16 protein-coding genes and 1 tRNA gene are annotated in these 17,487 nt (G+C 63.4%); 10 read left to right on the top strand and 7 right to left on the bottom strand.

Features of this window, described 5'->3' with window-relative positions; genetic code table 11:
• Window positions 1–94 precede the first annotated feature (94 nt).
• Complete coding sequence (locus ACP7B7_RS02670) at window positions 95–2,392, bottom strand: putative bifunctional diguanylate cyclase/phosphodiesterase (protein WP_426075642.1); 2,298 nt, start codon at window positions 2,390–2,392, stop codon at window positions 95–97.
• A 147-nt stretch (window positions 2,393–2,539) separates the two neighbouring features.
• Here ACP7B7_RS02670 and ACP7B7_RS02665 point away from each other — a divergent pair, with 147 nt between their 5' ends.
• A complete protein-coding gene (locus ACP7B7_RS02665; RefSeq protein WP_308923738.1) occupies window positions 2,540–2,950 on the top strand; it encodes a hypothetical protein in 411 nt (136 codons plus the stop codon).
• Window positions 2,951–3,101: 151 nt separating this feature from the next.
• On the opposite strand, the gene ACP7B7_RS02660 is transcribed toward ACP7B7_RS02665, so the two are convergent.
• Window positions 3,102–3,413, bottom strand: coding sequence for a PsiF family protein (locus ACP7B7_RS02660; RefSeq protein ID WP_308923739.1), 312 nt, complete (start codon window positions 3,411–3,413; stop codon window positions 3,102–3,104).
• Window positions 3,414–3,626: 213 nt separating this feature from the next.
• On the opposite strand from ACP7B7_RS02660, the gene ACP7B7_RS02655 reads away from it, so the two are divergent.
• On the top strand, window positions 3,627–4,166 hold the full coding sequence (locus ACP7B7_RS02655; RefSeq protein WP_308923740.1) for a DUF2058 domain-containing protein: 540 nt from the start codon (window positions 3,627–3,629) through the stop codon (window positions 4,164–4,166).
• Between the two features lie 111 nt (window positions 4,167–4,277).
• Here the strand turns inward: ACP7B7_RS02655 and ACP7B7_RS02650 are convergent.
• Window positions 4,278–4,353 (bottom strand) — tRNA-Phe (locus ACP7B7_RS02650).
• A 273-nt stretch (window positions 4,354–4,626) separates the two neighbouring features.
• On the opposite strand from ACP7B7_RS02650, the gene ACP7B7_RS02645 reads away from it, so the two are divergent.
• The 8 genes from ACP7B7_RS02645 (at window position 4,627) to ACP7B7_RS02610 (ending at window position 13,286) form a co-directional block, all read left to right on the top strand.
• Entirely contained in the window at window positions 4,627–5,556 is a 930-nt protein-coding gene (locus tag ACP7B7_RS02645) for a TIGR03571 family LLM class oxidoreductase (protein WP_308923741.1), read from the top strand.
• A 67-nt stretch (window positions 5,557–5,623) separates the two neighbouring features.
• Window positions 5,624–6,850 carry an FAD-dependent monooxygenase gene (locus ACP7B7_RS02640; protein WP_426075641.1) on the top strand — a complete coding sequence of 409 codons (1,227 nt, stop codon included), beginning with the start codon at window positions 5,624–5,626 and terminating at the stop codon, window positions 6,848–6,850.
• Window positions 6,851–6,922: 72 nt separating this feature from the next.
• The gene (locus tag ACP7B7_RS02635) at window positions 6,923–7,648 is read left to right on the top strand and encodes a DsbC family protein (protein ID WP_426075640.1); all 726 of its coding nucleotides are present in this window, start codon (window positions 6,923–6,925) and stop codon (window positions 7,646–7,648) included.
• Between the two features lie 126 nt (window positions 7,649–7,774).
• Window positions 7,775–8,239, top strand: a complete 465-nt coding sequence (locus ACP7B7_RS02630) for a (2Fe-2S)-binding protein (protein WP_426075639.1) — start codon at window positions 7,775–7,777, stop codon at window positions 8,237–8,239.
• A complete protein-coding gene (locus ACP7B7_RS02625) occupies window positions 8,236–8,808 on the top strand; it encodes a nucleotidyltransferase family protein (protein ID WP_426075638.1) in 573 nt (190 codons plus the stop codon). The genes ACP7B7_RS02630 and ACP7B7_RS02625 overlap by 4 nt, the downstream gene beginning before the upstream one ends.
• A 13-nt stretch (window positions 8,809–8,821) precedes the next feature.
• Complete coding sequence (locus tag ACP7B7_RS02620) at window positions 8,822–10,666, top strand: M61 family metallopeptidase (RefSeq protein WP_426075637.1); 1,845 nt, start codon at window positions 8,822–8,824, stop codon at window positions 10,664–10,666.
• A 209-nt stretch (window positions 10,667–10,875) separates the two neighbouring features.
• A complete protein-coding gene (locus ACP7B7_RS02615) occupies window positions 10,876–12,018 on the top strand; it encodes a diguanylate cyclase (RefSeq protein ID WP_426075636.1) in 1,143 nt (380 codons plus the stop codon).
• A 74-nt stretch (window positions 12,019–12,092) separates the two neighbouring features.
• Complete coding sequence (locus ACP7B7_RS02610; protein WP_426075635.1) at window positions 12,093–13,286, top strand: GGDEF domain-containing protein; 1,194 nt, start codon at window positions 12,093–12,095, stop codon at window positions 13,284–13,286.
• On the opposite strand, the gene trpC is transcribed toward ACP7B7_RS02610, so the two are convergent.
• The 4 genes from trpC to trpE form a co-directional block, all read right to left on the bottom strand.
• Complete coding sequence (gene trpC, locus ACP7B7_RS02605; protein ID WP_308923749.1) at window positions 13,283–14,083, bottom strand: indole-3-glycerol phosphate synthase TrpC; 801 nt, start codon at window positions 14,081–14,083, stop codon at window positions 13,283–13,285. The two genes, ACP7B7_RS02610 and trpC, sit on opposite strands and share 4 nt — an antisense overlap.
• Window positions 14,084–14,115: 32 nt before the next feature.
• Complete coding sequence (trpD, locus tag ACP7B7_RS02600) at window positions 14,116–15,159, bottom strand: anthranilate phosphoribosyltransferase (protein ID WP_308923750.1); 1,044 nt, start codon at window positions 15,157–15,159, stop codon at window positions 14,116–14,118.
• A 68-nt stretch (window positions 15,160–15,227) separates the two neighbouring features.
• On the bottom strand, window positions 15,228–15,791 hold the full coding sequence (locus ACP7B7_RS02595; protein WP_426075634.1) for an aminodeoxychorismate/anthranilate synthase component II: 564 nt from the start codon (window positions 15,789–15,791) through the stop codon (window positions 15,228–15,230).
• Between the two features lies 1 nt (window position 15,792).
• A complete protein-coding gene (gene trpE / locus ACP7B7_RS02590) occupies window positions 15,793–17,289 on the bottom strand; it encodes an anthranilate synthase component I (RefSeq protein WP_308923752.1) in 1,497 nt (498 codons plus the stop codon).
• Between the last annotated feature and the right edge of the window lie 198 nt (window positions 17,290–17,487).

Here is a 17,487-nt window from a genome sequence, read left to right as displayed (position 1 = left end):
TGGAGATCGCTTAGACAGGAAGTGAAAGGCGGCAGAGCCGGGCCGGAAGCCCGGTATTCTAGCGAAAGGGTTTCGCTAGGGAAATGGCGGAAAATCAAGAAGGCCGTTGCGCCAGCCAGCCGATCAAGTCTTCCAGGGGCATCGGCCGCGCATACAGATAGCCCTGCAAGCCGTCGCAGTCGTGCGCCACCAGGAAGTCGGCCTGCTGCCGCGTTTCCACGCCTTCGGCCACCACCCGCAAGCCCAGGTGGCCGGCCATGCCGAGGATGGCTTGCACGATGGCCGTGCCGCGCGTGTCGTGCGGGGTGGCGTCGACAAAGCTTTTGTCGATCTTGAGTTCGTACAGCGGCATCGAGGTCAGGTAGGCCAGGCTGGAATAGCCGGTGCCGAAATCGTCGATGGAAAAACGGATGCCCAGCGCGGCCAGTTCGCGCATGCGCGCCAGCGCCGCGTCGCGCTTGTCGACCAGCAGCCCTTCCGTCAATTCCAGCACCAGGGCCCCGGCCGGCGCACCCGACTCGCTCAGGGCCGCGCGCACGCGGGCCGCGAAATCGGGCTGGCGGAACTGGGCCGGGCTGACATTGACCGACAGCGCGAAGTGGTGGCCGGCCTGCGCCAGCCGCACCGCGGCCTGGCAAGCCTGCTGCAGCGCCCAGTTGCCCAGCTTGAGGATCAGGCCGGTTTCTTCGGCGATCGGGATAAACAGCGACGGCGCGATCATGCTGCCGTCCGCCTGCGGCCAGCGCATCAGCATTTCGGCGCCCGTCACCTGGCCGTGGCGGTCCAGCTGCGGCTGCACGTGCATGCGTAATTCGCCCGCGTCGAGCGCGCGCGCCAGCGCCCGTTCCATGGTCAGGCGGCGTTCCACGCCAGCCTGCATGGCCACTTCAAAAAAGGCAATGCCGTTGCGCCCTTCGGCCTTGGCGCGGTACATGGCGATGTCGGCCTCGCGCAGCAGATCGTGCGCCTTCTGGCCAGTCTTGGGCAGCAGGGTGACGCCGATGCTGGCCGAGCAGTGATACGACTGGGCGCCGATCTCGAAGTCGCACGCGATCGCGGCGCGGATTTTTTCCGCCACCAGGCCCGCCGCCTGGGCCGCGCTGTCCATGTCGTTGGCCAGGTGGGCCAGCAGCACCACGAATTCATCGCCACCGATGCGCGCCACCGTGTCGGCCTTGCGCATCAGCTGCGCCAGACGTTCGCCCGCCATGCGCAGCAGCGCGTCGCCGGTGGCGTGGCCGCGCGCGTCGTTGATGTACTTGAAGTGATCGAGGTCGATGAACATCAGCGCGCTGATGCCATGTTCGCGCGGCGCCGCCGCCAGCAGCTGGCCGATGCGGTCCATCAGCAGGCGCCGGTTCGGCAGCCCCGTCAGCACGTCATAAAAGGCCAGCTGGTGGATGTCCTGTTCCGACTTCTTGCGCTGGCCGATCTCGCGCTCGACGGCCACCCAGTGCGTGGGCGCGCCGCCGGCATCGGCAAACGGCACCAGTTCGGCCTCGATCCAGTAGGCGCGCCCGCCGCTGGTGTAGTTCAGCAGTTCGGTGCGCACCGGCTGCGACTGGCCCATGGCGTCGCTGATGCGGGCCAGTTCGGCCGTGTCCGTGTCCGGTCCGCGCTGGAACAGCAGGCTGCGGCCCAGCACGTCGTCGCGCGCGTAGCCGCTGCTGCGCTCAAACGCGTCATTGACGAAGATGATGCGCGTGGTTGGCGGCGTGCCTTGTCCGACTACGGCTTCGGCGATGATCACCATGTCGTTCAGGCGCGCCACCGCCATCGCCGTCAGGCGCAGCTCGGCATTGCGCTGGGCCAGTGCGGCGCTGCTGTGTTCGAGCGACAGCGCGCTGGCGTGCAGGCTGTCCAGCGAGTGCTCGAGGTGGCGCAGCAAGAAGGCCGACGACAAGGTCAGTATGGCGGCGATCAGCAGGAAGTTGAGCGTGACGATCAGTGAGCGCAGCAGCGGCGAATCGGGCACGCCGTGCAGATGCAGGCTGATGTCGGGATGCAGGCCCAGCAGGAACAGCGAGGTGGACGTCAGCACCAGCATCCACAGCGCGGGTTGCAGGCCCAGCAGCAGTGACGCCAGCACCGGGATGGCCAGCAGGTAGATCTGGCTGACCGGGCCGATTTTCAGCAGCAGGCCGACGCCGACGATGTAGATCACGGCCAGGAACTGCCACACGCGCCAGTGGTAGGAGGCACCGCTGCGATACCAGAGGGCGGCGATCCAGGCGATCGACGTCATGTCCAGCGCGACTATCGTCCAGATACCTTCGCGTGCCGCCAGCAGGGCGCTGGGGATGGCGGTAGCGATGCCGAGCAGCAGCACCGCCTGCAGCAGGCGCGCAAAAATCTGTCTGCGCCAATGCGCGAGATCATTCGATACCGCCACGCTGCCGTCCTCTCTCGGGAGTAGTGCTGTGTCGCCGCGCCGTGACGGCCATTGAATAAATATTACGCCTTATCAATCCTCAAGTCATCTTGAACATTCAGCATGGTTGCAGTCAGATAATTCTTGACTTGCCTGCCACGGCCTGCCATGACCATGCCTCCATATTGTTTGGTTTTACAGCGGTATTGTCTTGTCAAATATGCGGTGATGGCAAAAATATGGGTATCCGGATTGCCGCGGCAATGGTCCGGTCTGTCGGCCGGCGAGCAGATGGTGTGTCAATTCGCTACGGCTAATCACTTCCTGCGATGTCTACCCGTGATTTTAAGTCAACTGCTCTTTTTCTTCAGCGCCCTTGGCGCGGCCAATGGCTTCTTCCTGGCATGCTACCTGTTCAGCCGTCGATCCCATCGCCTGGCCAATGGCATGCTGGGCGCGCTGTTATTGGCGATTGGCGTACGTACCTTCAAATCGACCATATACCACTTCAATGCCGATCTCGCCGTCGGATTTCTTCAGGTCGGCCTGTCGGCCTGCCTGCTCATCGGTCCATTGTGAGGTTCGATACCTGGAATTTGCAAAGATGCGTGTGGCCGCAGACCGAAGATTGCCGCTGTAGCCGATTGCAGGCCTGCCAGTTTGCGCATCAGGCCCAGCCATGCGGCTGGGCCGAGCGCCATTTTTTCGAATGCTTATTTCTTCGGCGCGCTTATTTTTTTTGCGCACTCAGGCACGACTTCATGAAGGCCTTGCGCTCGTCGCCCTTCATGTCTTTCGCGTCGGCATTGCACGTCTTCATTTTATTTTGCTGGGCCGTACCCGTGGCGGGCACGGGCTTGGCGCTCAGGCATTCCTTCATGAAGGCCTTGCGTTCGTCGCCTTTCTTGCCGGCGGCATCGGCATTACAGGTGGTCATCTTGTTTTGTTGCGCCGTCTTGGCGGCCGGGGCCGCATCTTGCGCGACGGCAAACCCTGCGCTGGCAAACGAGGCGGCGATACAAAGAGCAATCAGTTGTTTCATGGCAGTTCCTTGCAAGAAGGCGGTGGAGTGAGTGCGGCTTGAGCGTGCGTATCAATATGCGGTACGTAACTAACTATATGACATTTATCAACAACTTTGGCAGGGAAGTCGGCTTCTTTGTCTCTTTTTTGTGAGCGGGCCGTTTTGTCCTGCGCTATGCTTACGTCTTTCCGCCGGTCACCGCCGACGCATCTTCAATACGGAGTAGTAATCATGGTCTCGTTGCAAGAGCAGTTTTTAAAGGCCGGCCTGGTCGACAAGAAAAAGGTCAAGCTGGCCAACCAGGACAAGAGCAAGCAAAAGAAGGATGAGCGCAAGAGCGGCACGCAAAGCGTCGACGAAGTGCGCCTCGCCGCACTGGAAACCCAGCGCAAGAACGCCGAGCGCGCGCGTGAACTGAACGCTCAGCGCGACGCGGCCGCCAACCAGAAAGCCATCATCGCGCAGATCGCGCAGATGGTGCAGAAGAACCGCCAGAGCAAGGGCAACCACGCCGAAGTGCCGTACAACTTCACCTTCAACAACAAGATTGAACGCATCTACGTCACGCCGGCCGTGCAAGGCCATCTGGTGGCAGGGCGCCTGGTGATCGTCTGCCTGGCGGGCGCGGTGGAACTGGTGCCGCGCATTATTGCCGACAAGATCGCCGAGCGCGACCCGGCCATCGTTGTGCGCGTCAAGCAGGCCAGTACGCAAGTGGAAGAGGATGATCCGTATGCGGCGTTCCAGATTCCTGATGATTTGATGTGGTAACTGGCAGTCGCCAACGCCTGTGCCCCCGGCATAGGCGCTGGGCCAGCAAGTGGAGCGCCAAACGCAAAAACGCCACCCGAAGGTGGCGTTTTTGAACGTAAAACCAATTCTTGGTGGCCCGGGGCGGAATCGAACCACCGACACAAGGATTTTCAATCCTCTGCTCTACCGACTGAGCTACCAGGCCAAGGTGGCGAATTATAGCAGACCAAAACATGAATGCAAGAGCCGGCGGCGATTTCGCCTGTTTTTTTATGCGGCAGCGCATTTCATTGCATCCAAGTCAAATATGAATTGATATAAACGGTATTTTTCTCAATAAAAGATGGGTGCATAGTGCGGTGATCGGCACCGCTGCCATTGGCAGGGACCTTGCACCATCATCCATGGAGAAAAATCGCATGAACGCCCCATCACCGCACCACGCCGGCCAGGACACATCGACTGCAGAGGCATCGGCATGAGCGCCCTGCACAAGCTGGGGCAACAGGGCTTGAGCATCGGCCTGGAACTGCCGCTCGATAATGACTGGTCGTCGATCGGGCGCCAGGCCAATGCGGCCTCCAGCCGCGTGCCGGGCGAGCCGGACCTGCGGCGCCACGCGCAGCTGGCCAGGCTGGCCGACCGCCTCGGTTTTCGCGCGCTGTGGCTGCGCGACGTGCCTTTGTACGACCCGTCGTTCGGCGACGCGGCGCAGGTGTTCGAGGTGTTTACCTATCTGGGCTACCTGGCCGGCATCACCGAGCATATCTTGCTGGGCACTGCCGCCGTGGTGCTGCCGCTGCGCGAGCCGGTGCTGACCCTGAAGGCGGCCGCCAGCGTCGACCAGTTGAGCGGCGGGCGCTTGCTGCTGGGCGTGGCCAGCGGCGACCGGCCGGTGGAATATCCGGTATTCGGGCGCGATTTCGAGCAGCGCGGCGCGGCCTTTCGCGAGCAGGTCGCCATGCTGCGCGACTGGGGTACGGCGCACCTGCCGGCCGGCATCCGCTTGCTGCCCCGGCCGGCCACGCGCTTGCCGCTGCTGGTGGCGGGGCTGGCGCAGCAGTCGCCGGCCTGGATCGGCGAGCAGATGGATGGCTGGCTCGCGTATCCGGGCACGCCCGACGACCATGCGCGCCGCGCGGCACAGTGGCGCGCGGTAGCGGGTGAGGGCAAGCCTTATGTCAGCTTTATCCACCTGGACCTGGACCAGGACCCCGCCATGCCGCTGCAGCGTTTCCGCTTCGGCGCCCGCACGGGGCGCGATGGCTTGATTGCGGAACTGGAGGCGATGCGCGAGGCGGGCGTGCGCCATATCGGCTTGCAGTTGCGGCAGAACCGCCGGCCGCTGGACGACACCATGCAGGAAATCGCGCAATATGTGCTCCCCGTGTTTCATGGCACCGCTTGATCCTGAGGTCGCCGCACTGTACTTCCGGACTATCTGAAAGGGCCGGTGCAAACGCTATAATGGCCGCATGAACAGTCCATCCTCCCCCTCCATGCGGCGCTTCATGCACAGCCACAGCGACGTTTGCATCGTCGGCGACGGCGCCATCGCGAAAACCACGGCGCTGGCGTTTGCCCAGGCCGGGCAGAGCGTCACCCTGCTGTGCCCGGCCAGGCCGTCCGCGCCGCTTGACGACGCCAGCTGGGATGTGCGCGTGTTTGCGCTCAATCACACGGCCCACCAGCTGCTGTCGTCCCTGAAGGTATGGGGTGCGCTCGACGCCGCCCGCGTGGCGCCGGTCGACGCCATGCTGGTCAACGGCGATGGCGCGCAGGCCGGGGCGCTGGGCTTCGACGCCTACGGCGCCCACGTGGGTACCCTGGCCTGGATCATCGAAGACCGCAACCTGGGCCAGGCACTGGACGCGGCCCTGAAATTCGCGCAGAACGTCAACCTGGTGCAGGGCCACGCCACGCGCCTGGAATGGACGGCGGACGCCGCCATCGTGCACCTCGAAGGCGGCGACAGCATCACCTCCTCGCTGGTGGTGGGCGCCGACGGCGCGCAGTCGTGGGTGCGCGGCCAGTGCGATATCGGCCTCGATTACCGCCCGTATGGCCAGCGCGGCGTGGTCAGCAACTTCGCCTGCGAAAAGCCGCATCATGGCGCGGCCCACCAGTGGTTTACGGGCGCCGACGGAATTATCGCGCTGCTGCCGCTGCCGGGCGACCGCGTTTCACTGGTCTGGTCGGCGCCCGATGCGCTGGCCGATACCCTGCAGGCCGAATCGGCCACGCAGCTGGCCGCGCGCCTGTCCGCCTGGTGCCACGACAAGCTGGGCACCCTGACGCCCTTGCAGCCCGAATTGATACGCGCCTTCCCGCTGCGCCTGATCCGTCCGCACGCCATGGTGGCGCCGCGCGTGGCGCTGGTCGGCGACGCCGCTCACGTGGTCCATCCGATGGCGGGCCACGGCATGAACCTCGGTTTTGCCGATGTGGCGCAGCTGGTGAAAACCATCGGCGAACGCGAAGCGCACCGCGGCATCGGCGACGAGCGCGTGCTGGCCCGTTATGCGCGCGCGCGCAAGGAAGACGTGATGCTGATGCTGATGGCGACCGATGGCCTGGCGCGCCTGTTCGGCACCGATCTGGAGCCGCTGCGCGTGGTTCGCAATTTGGGATTAAACTTGCTGGATAAATTGCCGGCGCTGAAGCGGAAAATGATTTCGCATGCATTGGGCAATCAGCGCTGACAGCAAATCCGCATCAAGATCGCCGCAGCTGGAAGGCTGCGGCGATTGTTTTGTGATCAATTGGAGAAGTAAGTGATTAAAATAAGCAAAATGGCATTGCTGGTGACGTCCGGCCTGCTGATGTCGTGCGCCGGCGCCGAGACCCCGGTGGAAGCGACTATCAAGAAGCTGATCGAGCCACGCCTGGGCGAAGGCGCCACGGTCGACTCGATCAAGGAAACCCCGTACGCCGGCCTGTACGAAGTGCGTACCGGCGGCGATATCCTGTACACCGACAAGAATGCGCAATACCTGTTCGTCGGCCACGTGTTCGACGCCAAGACCTCGCAGGACCTGACCAAGGAACGCCTGGACGAAGTCAACCGCATCAAGTTCTCGGACCTGCCGCTGGGCTCGGCCCTGAAAACCGTCAAGGGCAATGGCAAGCGCGTGATCGCCGTGTTCGAAGATCCGAACTGCGGCTATTGCAAGCGCTTCCGCCAGAACGCGTTGAAGGAAATCGACAACGTCACCGTCTACACCTTCATGTACAACATCCTGTCGCCGGACTCGATCACCAAGTCGCGCAATATCTGGTGCGCACCGGACCGCAACAAGGCCTGGGACGACTGGATGCTGAACGGTAAAGTGCCGGCCACGGTGGCGGCCAGCTGCGCCAACCCGCACGACAAGATCCTGGCGCTGGGCCAGCAATTGCGCGTCTCGGGCACGCCGGCGATCTTCTTTGCCGACGGCAGCCGCATTCCGGGCGCGATCGATACCAAGACGCTGGAACAGAAACTGTCGACCGTCAAGTAAGCAACGGTAGGCAGGACCGACAGGCGCGCCCTCGCAGGCGCGCTTTTTTTCGCCATTTTTTTCGCGCTTTTTGGGTATCATGGAGCGTTGGCGCCATGCCATCCCAATAAAGAGCCAGAGCCGCAGATGATCACCTTGAATATCAATGGTCGCGACATGCAGGTCGATGCCGATCCGTCCACCCCGGTGCTGTGGGCGCTGCGCGACAACCTGAACCTGACCGGCACCAAGTTCGGCTGCGGCGCGGCCCTGTGCGGCGCCTGCACCGTGCACCTGGACGGCCAGCCGATCCGCGCGTGCATCACGCCGATATCAATGGTGGGCCGGCAAAAGATCACCACCATCGAAGCGATGGAAAACGACCAGGTGGGCAGCGCAATACAGGCGGCCTGGGTGCGCCACGACGTGCCGCAATGCGGCTATTGTCAGAGCGGCCAGGTGATGAGCGCAACGGCGCTGCTGCGCGCCAACCAGTCGCCCAGCGACGCCGATATCGACAGCGCCATGAGCGGCAATATCTGCCGCTGCGGCACCTATCAACGCATCCGCGCCGCCATCAAGGATGCCGCCACCACCCTGGCGCAAGCATGATCGGCATTTTGCTGGCGGCCGGCAGGGGACGGCGTTTCGACCCTTCCGGCGTGCAGAACAAATTGCTGCAGCCGCTGCCCGAAGGTCCGTACGCGGGCCAGGCGGTGGTGGTGGCGGCGGCCCGCAACCTGCTGGCCGCGCTGCCGCGCGTGATCGCCGTGGTGCGCCCGGACGACACGCAGGTCGCGCGCCTGCTCGGGTCCCTGGGCTGCGAAGTGCGCGTCTGCCATGATGCCGATACGGGCATGGCGGCGTCGCTGACCTGCGCCATCGATTACGCGCGCGGCGCGCCGGGCTGGCTGATCGCGCTGGGCGACATGCCGTACGTGGCGCCGGCGACCATCGCCGCCCTGTCGCAGGCGATCGGCGACGGGGCGCACATCGCGGTACCGGTGTGCCAGGGCCGGCGCGGCAATCCGGTGGCGTTCAGTGCCTTCCACCTGCCGCTGCTGCTGGCGCTGGACGGCGACCAGGGCGCGCGCGCCATCGTGCGCAGCCATGTGGCGCGCGAAGTGGCCGTGACCGATAATGGCGTCTTGCGCGACATCGATACGCCAGACGATTTGTAATCACGAGGAAAACATGAAAAAAGCACCAGTCAAAAAAGTCATCGCCAGAGCGCCCGCCGCCGGCATCATCTACACCATCGCCGCGCTGGACCTGGCCGGCCACCTGTTCCGCGTCAGCCTGACAGTCAGCCAGCCGGCCGCCATCGGCCAGGTGCTGTCGCTGCCGGCCTGGATCCCGGGCAGCTACATGATCCGCGAATTTTCGCGCAATATCGTCAGCATCCGCGCCGAATGCGGCGGCAAGGCCGTGGCGCTGGCCAAGCTCGACAAACACTCATGGCAGGCCGCGCCCTGCGACGGCGCCCTGACGGTCGAATACGACGTGTATGCCTGGGACCTGTCGGTGCGCGCCGCCCACCTGGACCAGAACCACGGCTTTTTCAACGGCACCAGCGTCTTTTTGAGCGTGCTGGGTCAGGAATCCGAACCGCACGAAGTGAACATCGTGCAGCCGAAGGACGCCGCCTGCAGGAACTGGCGCGTGGCCACCACCTTGCCCGAACTGAAAGCCAAGCGCTATGGCTTCGGCAGCTACCAGGCCGCCAATTACGACGAGCTGATCGACCACCCGGTGGAAATGGGCGACTTCGCGCTGGCCACTTTCAAGGCGCATGGCGTGCCGCACGATATCGTCGTCACCGGCAAGGTGCCGAACCTGGACCTCGACCGCTTGTGCCGCGACCTGAAAGCCATCTGCGAAACCCAGATCGCCTTTTTCGAGCCGAAGAGCAAAAAAGCGCCGATGGACCGCTATGTGTTCATGACCATGGCGGTGGGTGATGGCTATGGCGGGCTGGAGCACCGCGCCTCGACCGCGCTGATCTGCGCGCGCGCCGACCTGCCGACCACGGCTTCCACCAGCGCCGAGATCGGCGACGGCTACCTGAAGTTCCTCGGCCTGTGCAGCCACGAGTATTTCCATACCTGGAACGTCAAGCGCATCAAGCCGGCCGCGTTTGCGCCGTACCAGCTGCAGGCGGAAAGCTATACGCCGCTGCTGTGGCTGTTCGAAGGCTTTACCAGCTATTACGATGACCTGATGCTGGTGCGCGCCGGCCTGATCGACGAAGCGGCCTATTTCAAACTGCTGGGCAAGACCGTCAACAGCGTCTTGCGCGGCAGCGGCCGCACCAAGCAGAGCGTGGCCGATTCGAGTTTTGACGCCTGGGGCAAATACTACCGCCAGGACGAAAATGCGCCGAACGCCATCGTCAGCTACTACACCAAGGGTTCGCTGATCGCGCTGGCGCTGGACCTGACCATCCGCAGCAAGTCCGGCGGCGAGCAGTCGCTCGATGACGTGATGCAGGCGCTGTGGCAGCGTTATGGCCGCGATTTCTACCAGGGTAAAGGAAACAGGAAAGGCGAAGGCCGCGGCGTGACGCCGGCCGAGGTCGAGGCGCTGTTCGATGAAATCAGCGGCACGCGCATGAAACCGTTCTTCGAGCGCTATATCCGCGGCACCGACGACGTGCCGCTGGCGCGCCTGCTGGCGCCGTTCGGCGTGAAATACAGCGATGTGCGCAAAGGCGAAAAACCGAGCCTGGACGTGAACCTGGCCAGCGACGCGAAGCTGGCGCAGGTCCACCAGGGTGGCGCCGCCCACCAGGCCGGCCTGTCGGCAGGCGATGTGCTGGTGGCGCTGGACGGCCTGCGCGTGACGGGCAGCAACCTGGACAACCTGCTGTCGCGCTACGCGGTCGGCGCCCAGGTGGCGATCCATGCATTCCGCCGCGACGAGCTGATGACCTTTACGGCCAGCCTGCAGGGCGACCGTGTACCGAATGTCAATTTTGTTATCTTGCCGGCATCGAAAAAATTATCGGCTTGGAAACGGCCGACGGCGCAGATGTTGTAAAAGCTGGTAAATGGCGGGGCAGCGTATCACTGCTATGGCAAGATTGGACCCGCCAGTAGTTTTAATACGGAGTTTCAAGGTACAATTTCTGTCGCGAAATTTATCATGCTTTTCGGCATGTTTGGCGCGACTTTCCGCCACCGTATCCTCTCCCTGTGAAACTCGACCCCGCCACTATTATTTTAATGTTCACTGTGATGGCGATAGCCATGGCAGTGGTCATGTTTTCCGCGCAGCGCAGCTTCCCGCTTTCCGTGCGCGGCCTGCGGGACTGGGTGCTTGGCCTGTCGGGACTGATACTGGCCAGCGCCTTGTTCGCGCTGACCGGCCTGGTGCCGGAACTTATTTTGTTGCCGATTGCCAATTCTGTTTTCCTGTGGGGCGCCGGCATGCAGATGATCGGCACCCAGCGCTTTTATGGCCAACCGCCGGGGTGGGGCCTGTTCCACGTGACCTGGCTGCTGGGCCTGGTGGTGATGCTGATCTGGCTGGTCTGGCGGCCCGACTTTCCCACCCGCGTGGCGATGTATTCCTTCCTGATGATGGCATTGCTGTTCAACCAGGCGGTGGTCATCGCGCGCCATGGCGAGCGCCACTTGACCACCTGGCTTTTCTGCGCCTTGAGCCTGCTGCCTTCGCTGGCCTTGCTGCATCGCGGCATCACGGCCTTGCAGGCGGGCGGTGCCGGCTATGACATCCTGCATGGCGGCCCCCATCACAGCATGTATCTGGCCATCCTGTCCTTCATGACCTTGCTGCTGCCGGTCGGTTTCATGACGGTGGCCACGCGCCAGCTGCACATGTTGCTGGAACAGCGTTCGAACCGCGATCCGCTGACATCGGTATTGAACCGGCGCGGCTTTGGCGAAGTCCATGCCAGGCAAAGCGCGCGGGCGCGGCGCGGCGGCATGCCGATCGCCGTGATGAGCATCGACCTGGATTTTTTCAAGGCCATCAATGACGTGCATGGCCATGCCGTGGGCGACCAGGTGCTGATCGACGTGGCAGCGGTGATCAGCGGCGTGCTGCGCGGCAGCGACGCGGTGGCGCGTTTCGGCGGCGAGGAGTTCGTGGTGCTGCTGTCCGATACCCGGCAGGCGCGCGCCGAACTGGTGGCGCAGCGCATCCGGCATGCATTGCGCCAGCCGCGCGCGGTACCGGGCTTGCCGGCCTATACGCTCAGCATCGGCATCGCCTGCCAGCACGTGCAGGGCGAAGAGCTCGACAGCCTGCTGCTGCGCTCCGACCGGGCGCTGTACCGGGCCAAGCAACTGGGCCGCGACCGTGTCGAAATCGCCGGCGATGCCAGTGTTGCCTTCGCTCTGCCGCCACCCATGAGCTTGTGCGGTTGAGAGCGCAACATGATATTTTCCTGAAACTGGCCATAACTGAACTAAAATCATTGTAATTACTCTTTAGGCTCTGCATGACCGTGGAAACACTCGATCCTCGCACCATCATGCTGATGACCACCCTGATGTGCGCAGCCATGACGATCGTCATGTTTTCCGTGTATCGCAGCTTCCGGCGCGAAGTGGACGGCCTGGGCCACTGGTCGGCCGGCTTGCTGCTGCTGGTCTGCGCTTCCGTGCTGTTCGGCACGCGTCACGTCCTGCCCGATGCGGTCTCGCTGCTGGGCGCCAATGCCAGCCTGTTGCTGGGCATCGGCCTGTCGATGCTGGGCACGGAAAAATTCTACGGCCAGAAGCCCAGCCTGCGTTTTTATGCGCTGGCCTGTGTCCTTGGCACGGCCGGCCTGGCCTGGTGGCTGCTGGCGCACAGCGATTTTTCCATGCGCGTGGCGATTTTTTCGCTGACCGTCTTCCTGTTCTATGCGCGCCAGGCGCAGCTGGTGTGGTCGCACGGCGAGCGGCACTTTTCGAGTTTTTTCTTCGGCGGCTTGATGCTGGTGCAAGCCGGCGTGGTGCTGACGCGCGGCGTCGCGGCGCTGTTGCAGGGCGGCGTCAGCGTGGTCGACATGCTGGCGGCCGGCACGCGCGCCAGTATCTACCTGGCGGCCGCCAATTTCATGGCGCTGCTGCTGACAGTGGGGTTCATGACCATGGCCACGCGCCGCCTGCAGACCATCCTGGAGCGTCGTTCGACCCACGATCCGCTGACGCAGGTATTGAACCGGCGCGGCTTTGGCGACTGCTATGCGCGCGCCAAGGCGAGCCTGCGGCGCCATCGCCGTCCGCTGACCTTGCTCAGTATCGACCTCGATTATTTCAAGTTGATCAATGACCGGCATGGCCATGCCGTGGGCGACCAGGTGCTGGCGCATGTGGCCATGGTCATCAGCGGCGCGCTGCGCGAAGCCGACTGCGTGGCGCGTTTCGGTGGCGAGGAATTCGTCGTGCTGATGCCCGACATGGCGCCGCATCATGCCCTCAGCGCGGCAGAACGACTCCGCGGCCTGCTGTGCGCACCGAATGGCAAGGGACTGCCGTCCTGCACCGTGAGCATCGGCGTGGCCTGCCAGGCGTCGGAACATGAAGAACTGGAGCAGTTGCTGTCGCGCGCCGACGCGGCGCTGTACCTGGCCAAGGAAAATGGCCGCGACCGCATCGAATTCGATATCGGCGGCCTGAGCGTCGTCAAGGCCGCCGGTGTGATTTAACTGAACAAACGCGCCAGTTCCACGCCCGGGTCCGGTGCGCGCATGAACGCTTCGCCCACCAGGAAGCTGTGCACATTGGCCGCGCGCATGCGCTGCACGTCGGCCGTGCCGAGGATGCCGGACTCCGTAATGATCAATTTGTCCTGCCCGATGCGTGGCAAGAGACCGATGGTGGTCTCCAGCGACGTCTCGAAGGTGCGCAGGTTGCGGTTGTTGATGCCGATCAGCGCGCTCTTGAGTTTTAAAGCCGCATCGAGTTCGGCGCCGTCGTGGCTTTCGATCAGCACGCCCATGCCCAGCTCGTGGGCGCAGGCCTCCATCTCGGCCATAAGGCCATGGTCGAGCGCGGCGACGATCAGCAAAATGCAGTCGGCGCCCATCGCGCGCGCTTCATAGATCTGGTACATGTCGACCATGAAGTCCTTGCGCAGCACGGGAATCGCGCAAGCGGCGCGTGCCTGCCGCAGGTATTCGACCGAGCCTTGAAAGAACTGCACATCGGTCAGCACCGACAGGCAGGCCGCGCCGTGCTGGGCATAGCTGGCGGCAATGTCGGCCGGGCGGAAGTCGGCGCGGATCACGCCTTTCGACGGCGAGGCCTTTTTTACTTCGGCGATGATGCCAGGTTTGCCATCGGCGATGTGCTGGCGCAGGCTCGCTTCAAAATTGCGCAGGTCGGCGCGCAGGGCGCTGTCGTTTTCGACGTCGCCGCGCAGGCTGGCCAGGCTGCGGTAGGCCTTGGCCTTGGCCACTTCATCGGCTTTCACGGCCAGGATTTTATCGAGTATGTCGGACATGATGGTCGCTATTCCATAGGTTGCGGTGAGGATTACGCTTGCGCCGGGGCGCCCAGCTGCTGCGTGACGCGCACGAACTGCTCGAGTTTCGCCAGCGCCGCGCCCGAGCTGACGGCCGTGCGCGCACGCGCCAGGCCATCTTCGATCGAGCTGGCCACGCCGGCCGCATACAGCGCCGTGCCCGCGTTCAGGGCCACGATATCGGAAGCGGCGCCAGGCTCGCCGCGCAGCGCTTCCATCATCTTCGCTTTCGATTCGACCGAGTCGGCCACCTTCAGGTTGCGGCTGGCGATCATCTGCAAACCGAAATCTTCCGGGTGGATTTCGTATTCGCGGATCTCGCCGTTGACCAGTTCACCCACCATGGTGCCGGCGCCCAGCGACACTTCGTCCATATTGTCGCGGCCGTAGACCACGATGGCGTGCTGCGCCCCGAGGCGCTGCAGCACGCGCACCTGGATGCCGACCAGGTCGGCGTGGAATACGCCCATCAAGATGTTCGGCGCGCCGGCCGGATTGGTCAGCGGACCCAGGATGTTGAAGATGGTGCGCACGCCCAGTTCGCGGCGCACCGGCGCCGCATGCTTCATGGCGGCGTGGTGGTTCGGCGCGTACATGAAGCCGATGCCGGTCTGCGCGATCGACTGGGCGATCTGCTCGGGCTGCAGGTTGATGTTGACGCCCAGCGAGTCCAGCACGTCGGCGCTGCCGGACGAGGACGAGACGCTGCGTCCGCCATGCTTGGCCACGCGCGCGCCGGCCGCCGCCGCCACGAACATCGAGGCGGTGGAGATATTGAAGGTATGCGCGCCGTCGCCGCCGGTGCCGACAATGTCGAGCAGGTTGGTGGTGTCGGCCATCGGCACCTTGGTGGAAAACTCGCGCATCACTTGCGCGGCGGCGGCGATTTCGCCGATGGTTTCCTTTTTCACGCGCAGGCCCATGGTCAGTGCCGCGATCATGGTGGGCGACATTTCGCCGGACATGATCTGGCGGAACAGGTACAGCATTTCGTCGTGAAAGATTTCGCGGTGTTCGATACAGCGCAGCAGGGCTTCTTGTGGGGTGATCGGCATGATGCTTCCTTCTTCAATGATGGCGCAGGAGGACACTGAGGGCACGCCGGGGGCGTGCCGGGAAAAAATCAGCGCTCGAGAAAATTCTTCAGCAGGGCGTGGCCGTGCTCCGACAGGATCGATTCGGGGTGGAACTGCACGCCCTCGATATCGAATTCCCGGTGGCGCACGCCCATGATTTCGCCGTCGTCGGTCCACGCCGTCACTTCCAGGCAGGAAGGCAGCGAGGCGCGTTCGATTGCCAGTGAGTGGTAGCGGATCACTGTGAAGGGGGAGGGCAGGTCCTTGAAGACGCCCACGCCGGTATGCGCGATGACAGAAGTTTTGCCATGCATGACCTGCTTGGCGCGGATCACCTTGCCGCCAAATGCTTCGCCGATGGCCTGGTGGCCCAGGCAGACGCCCAGTATCGGTTTCTTGCCGGCGAAGTGTTTCAGCACTTCCACCGAAATGCCGGCCTGCGCTGGCGCTTTCGGGCCGGGCGAGATGCAGATGCGGTCCGGGTTCAGCGCCTCGATTTCGGCGATGGTGATTTCATCGTTGCGGTACACGCGCACGTCTTCGCCCAGTTCGCCGAAATACTGCACGATGTTGTAGGTGAAGGAGTCATAGTTGTCGATCATCAGCAGCATCTTAAAACTCCCCATCCAGGCCATCTTGTACTTGTTCGGCGGCGCGCAGCACGGCGCGCGCCTTGTTTTCGGTTTCCTGCCATTCCATTTCCGGGATCGAGTCGGCCACGATGCCGGCCGCGGCCTGCACGTACAGCATGCCGTCTTTGATCACGCCGGTGCGGATCGCGATCGCCACGTCCATTTCGCCGCCAAACGACAGGTAGCCGCAGGCGCCGCCATAGATGCCGCGCTTGGTGATTTCCAGTTCGTCGATCACTTCCATGGCGCGCACTTTCGGCGCGCCGGTCAGGGTGCCGGCCGGGAAGGTGGCGCGCAGCACGTCGAGGTTGGACAGGCCGTCTTTCAGGGTGCCTTCCACGTTCGAGACGATGTGCTGCACATGCGAGTATTTTTCGATCACCATGCGGTCGGTGACCTGCACGCTGCCCGTCGTCGCAATGCGGCCGATGTCGTTGCGCGCCAGGTCGATCAGCATCACGTGTTCGGCGATCTCTTTCGGATCGGCCAGCAGTTCGGCGGACAGTTCCGCGTCGCGCTCGGGCGTGGCGCCGCGCGGACGCGTGCCGGCGATCGGGCGCAGGGTCACTTTCTTGCCGCCGTCCGGCGTGGTCTCGTTGCGCACCAAAATCTCGGGCGAAGCGCCGATGATCTGCATGTCGCCGAAGTTATAGAAGTACATGTATGGCGACGGATTCAGCGAACGCAGCGCGCGGTACAGGGTCAGCGGAGAGTCAACGTAAGGCTTGCGGATGCGCTGGCCGATCTGCACCTGCATCAAATCGCCCGCCATCACGTATTCATGCGCCCTGGCGACCGCCTTCAGGTAGTCTTCTTTCGAGAAATCGCGGATGGTTTCGGTGCGCACCGAGCTGCTGGTGACGGGGGCGTCGACGCCGCGGCGCAGCATCATGCGCAGGTCTTTCAGGCGCTGGCGCGCTTTGCTGAAGGACTCGGGCTGGGTGGTGTCGGCATAGACGATCAGATACAGTTTGCCGGACAGGTTGTCGATCACGGCCAGTTCTTCGGTCACCATCAGCTGGATATCGGGCAGGCCCAGGTCGTCTTTCGGCGCACCGCCGGCCAGCTTTTTCTCGATATGGCGCACCGTGTCGTAGCCGAAGTAGCCGGCCAGGCCGCCGCAGAAACGCGGCATGCCGGGGCGCAGCGCCACCTTGAAACGCGACTGGTACTGTTCGATGAAGTCGAGCGGATTGCCTTCGTGCACCTCGATCACGGCGCCGTTCTTGACGATCTCGGTGCGGTTGCCAAACGTGCGCAGCACGGTGGTGGCGGGCAGGCCGATGAACGAAAAACGTCCGAAGCGTTCGCCGCCGACGACCGATTCGAGCAGAAAGGTGTTCTTGCCGCCCTGCTGGGTCTGCGCCAGTTTCAGGTACAAGGTGAGCGGGGTTTCCAGGTCGGCGAAGGCTTCCGCGATCAATGGGATGCGGTTATAGCCTTGCTGGGCCAGCGATTTGAATTCGAGTTCGGTCATGTGTCTCTCCATGCCGCAGGGGTGCAAGTGTGCACAGCGCCCGCAGTGGGTTATCAAAAAACCTGTCGCATGCAAGCGTGCACACGACAGCAATCATCGTACGGCTCGGCCTCAGGCCTGCCAGGATTGCCAGCGTCGCCAAAGCCAGGCCTCAATCGAGCCGGTTTGGGTGACATTGTGTTTTTTGATGAGAAACGT

Origin of the sequence: Janthinobacterium sp. PSPC3-1 (assembly GCF_049896105.1) — a bacterium.
Classification (GTDB): domain Bacteria; phylum Pseudomonadota; class Gammaproteobacteria; order Burkholderiales; family Burkholderiaceae_D; genus Janthinobacterium.
This window is presented reverse-complemented; position numbering and strand designations above follow the sequence as displayed.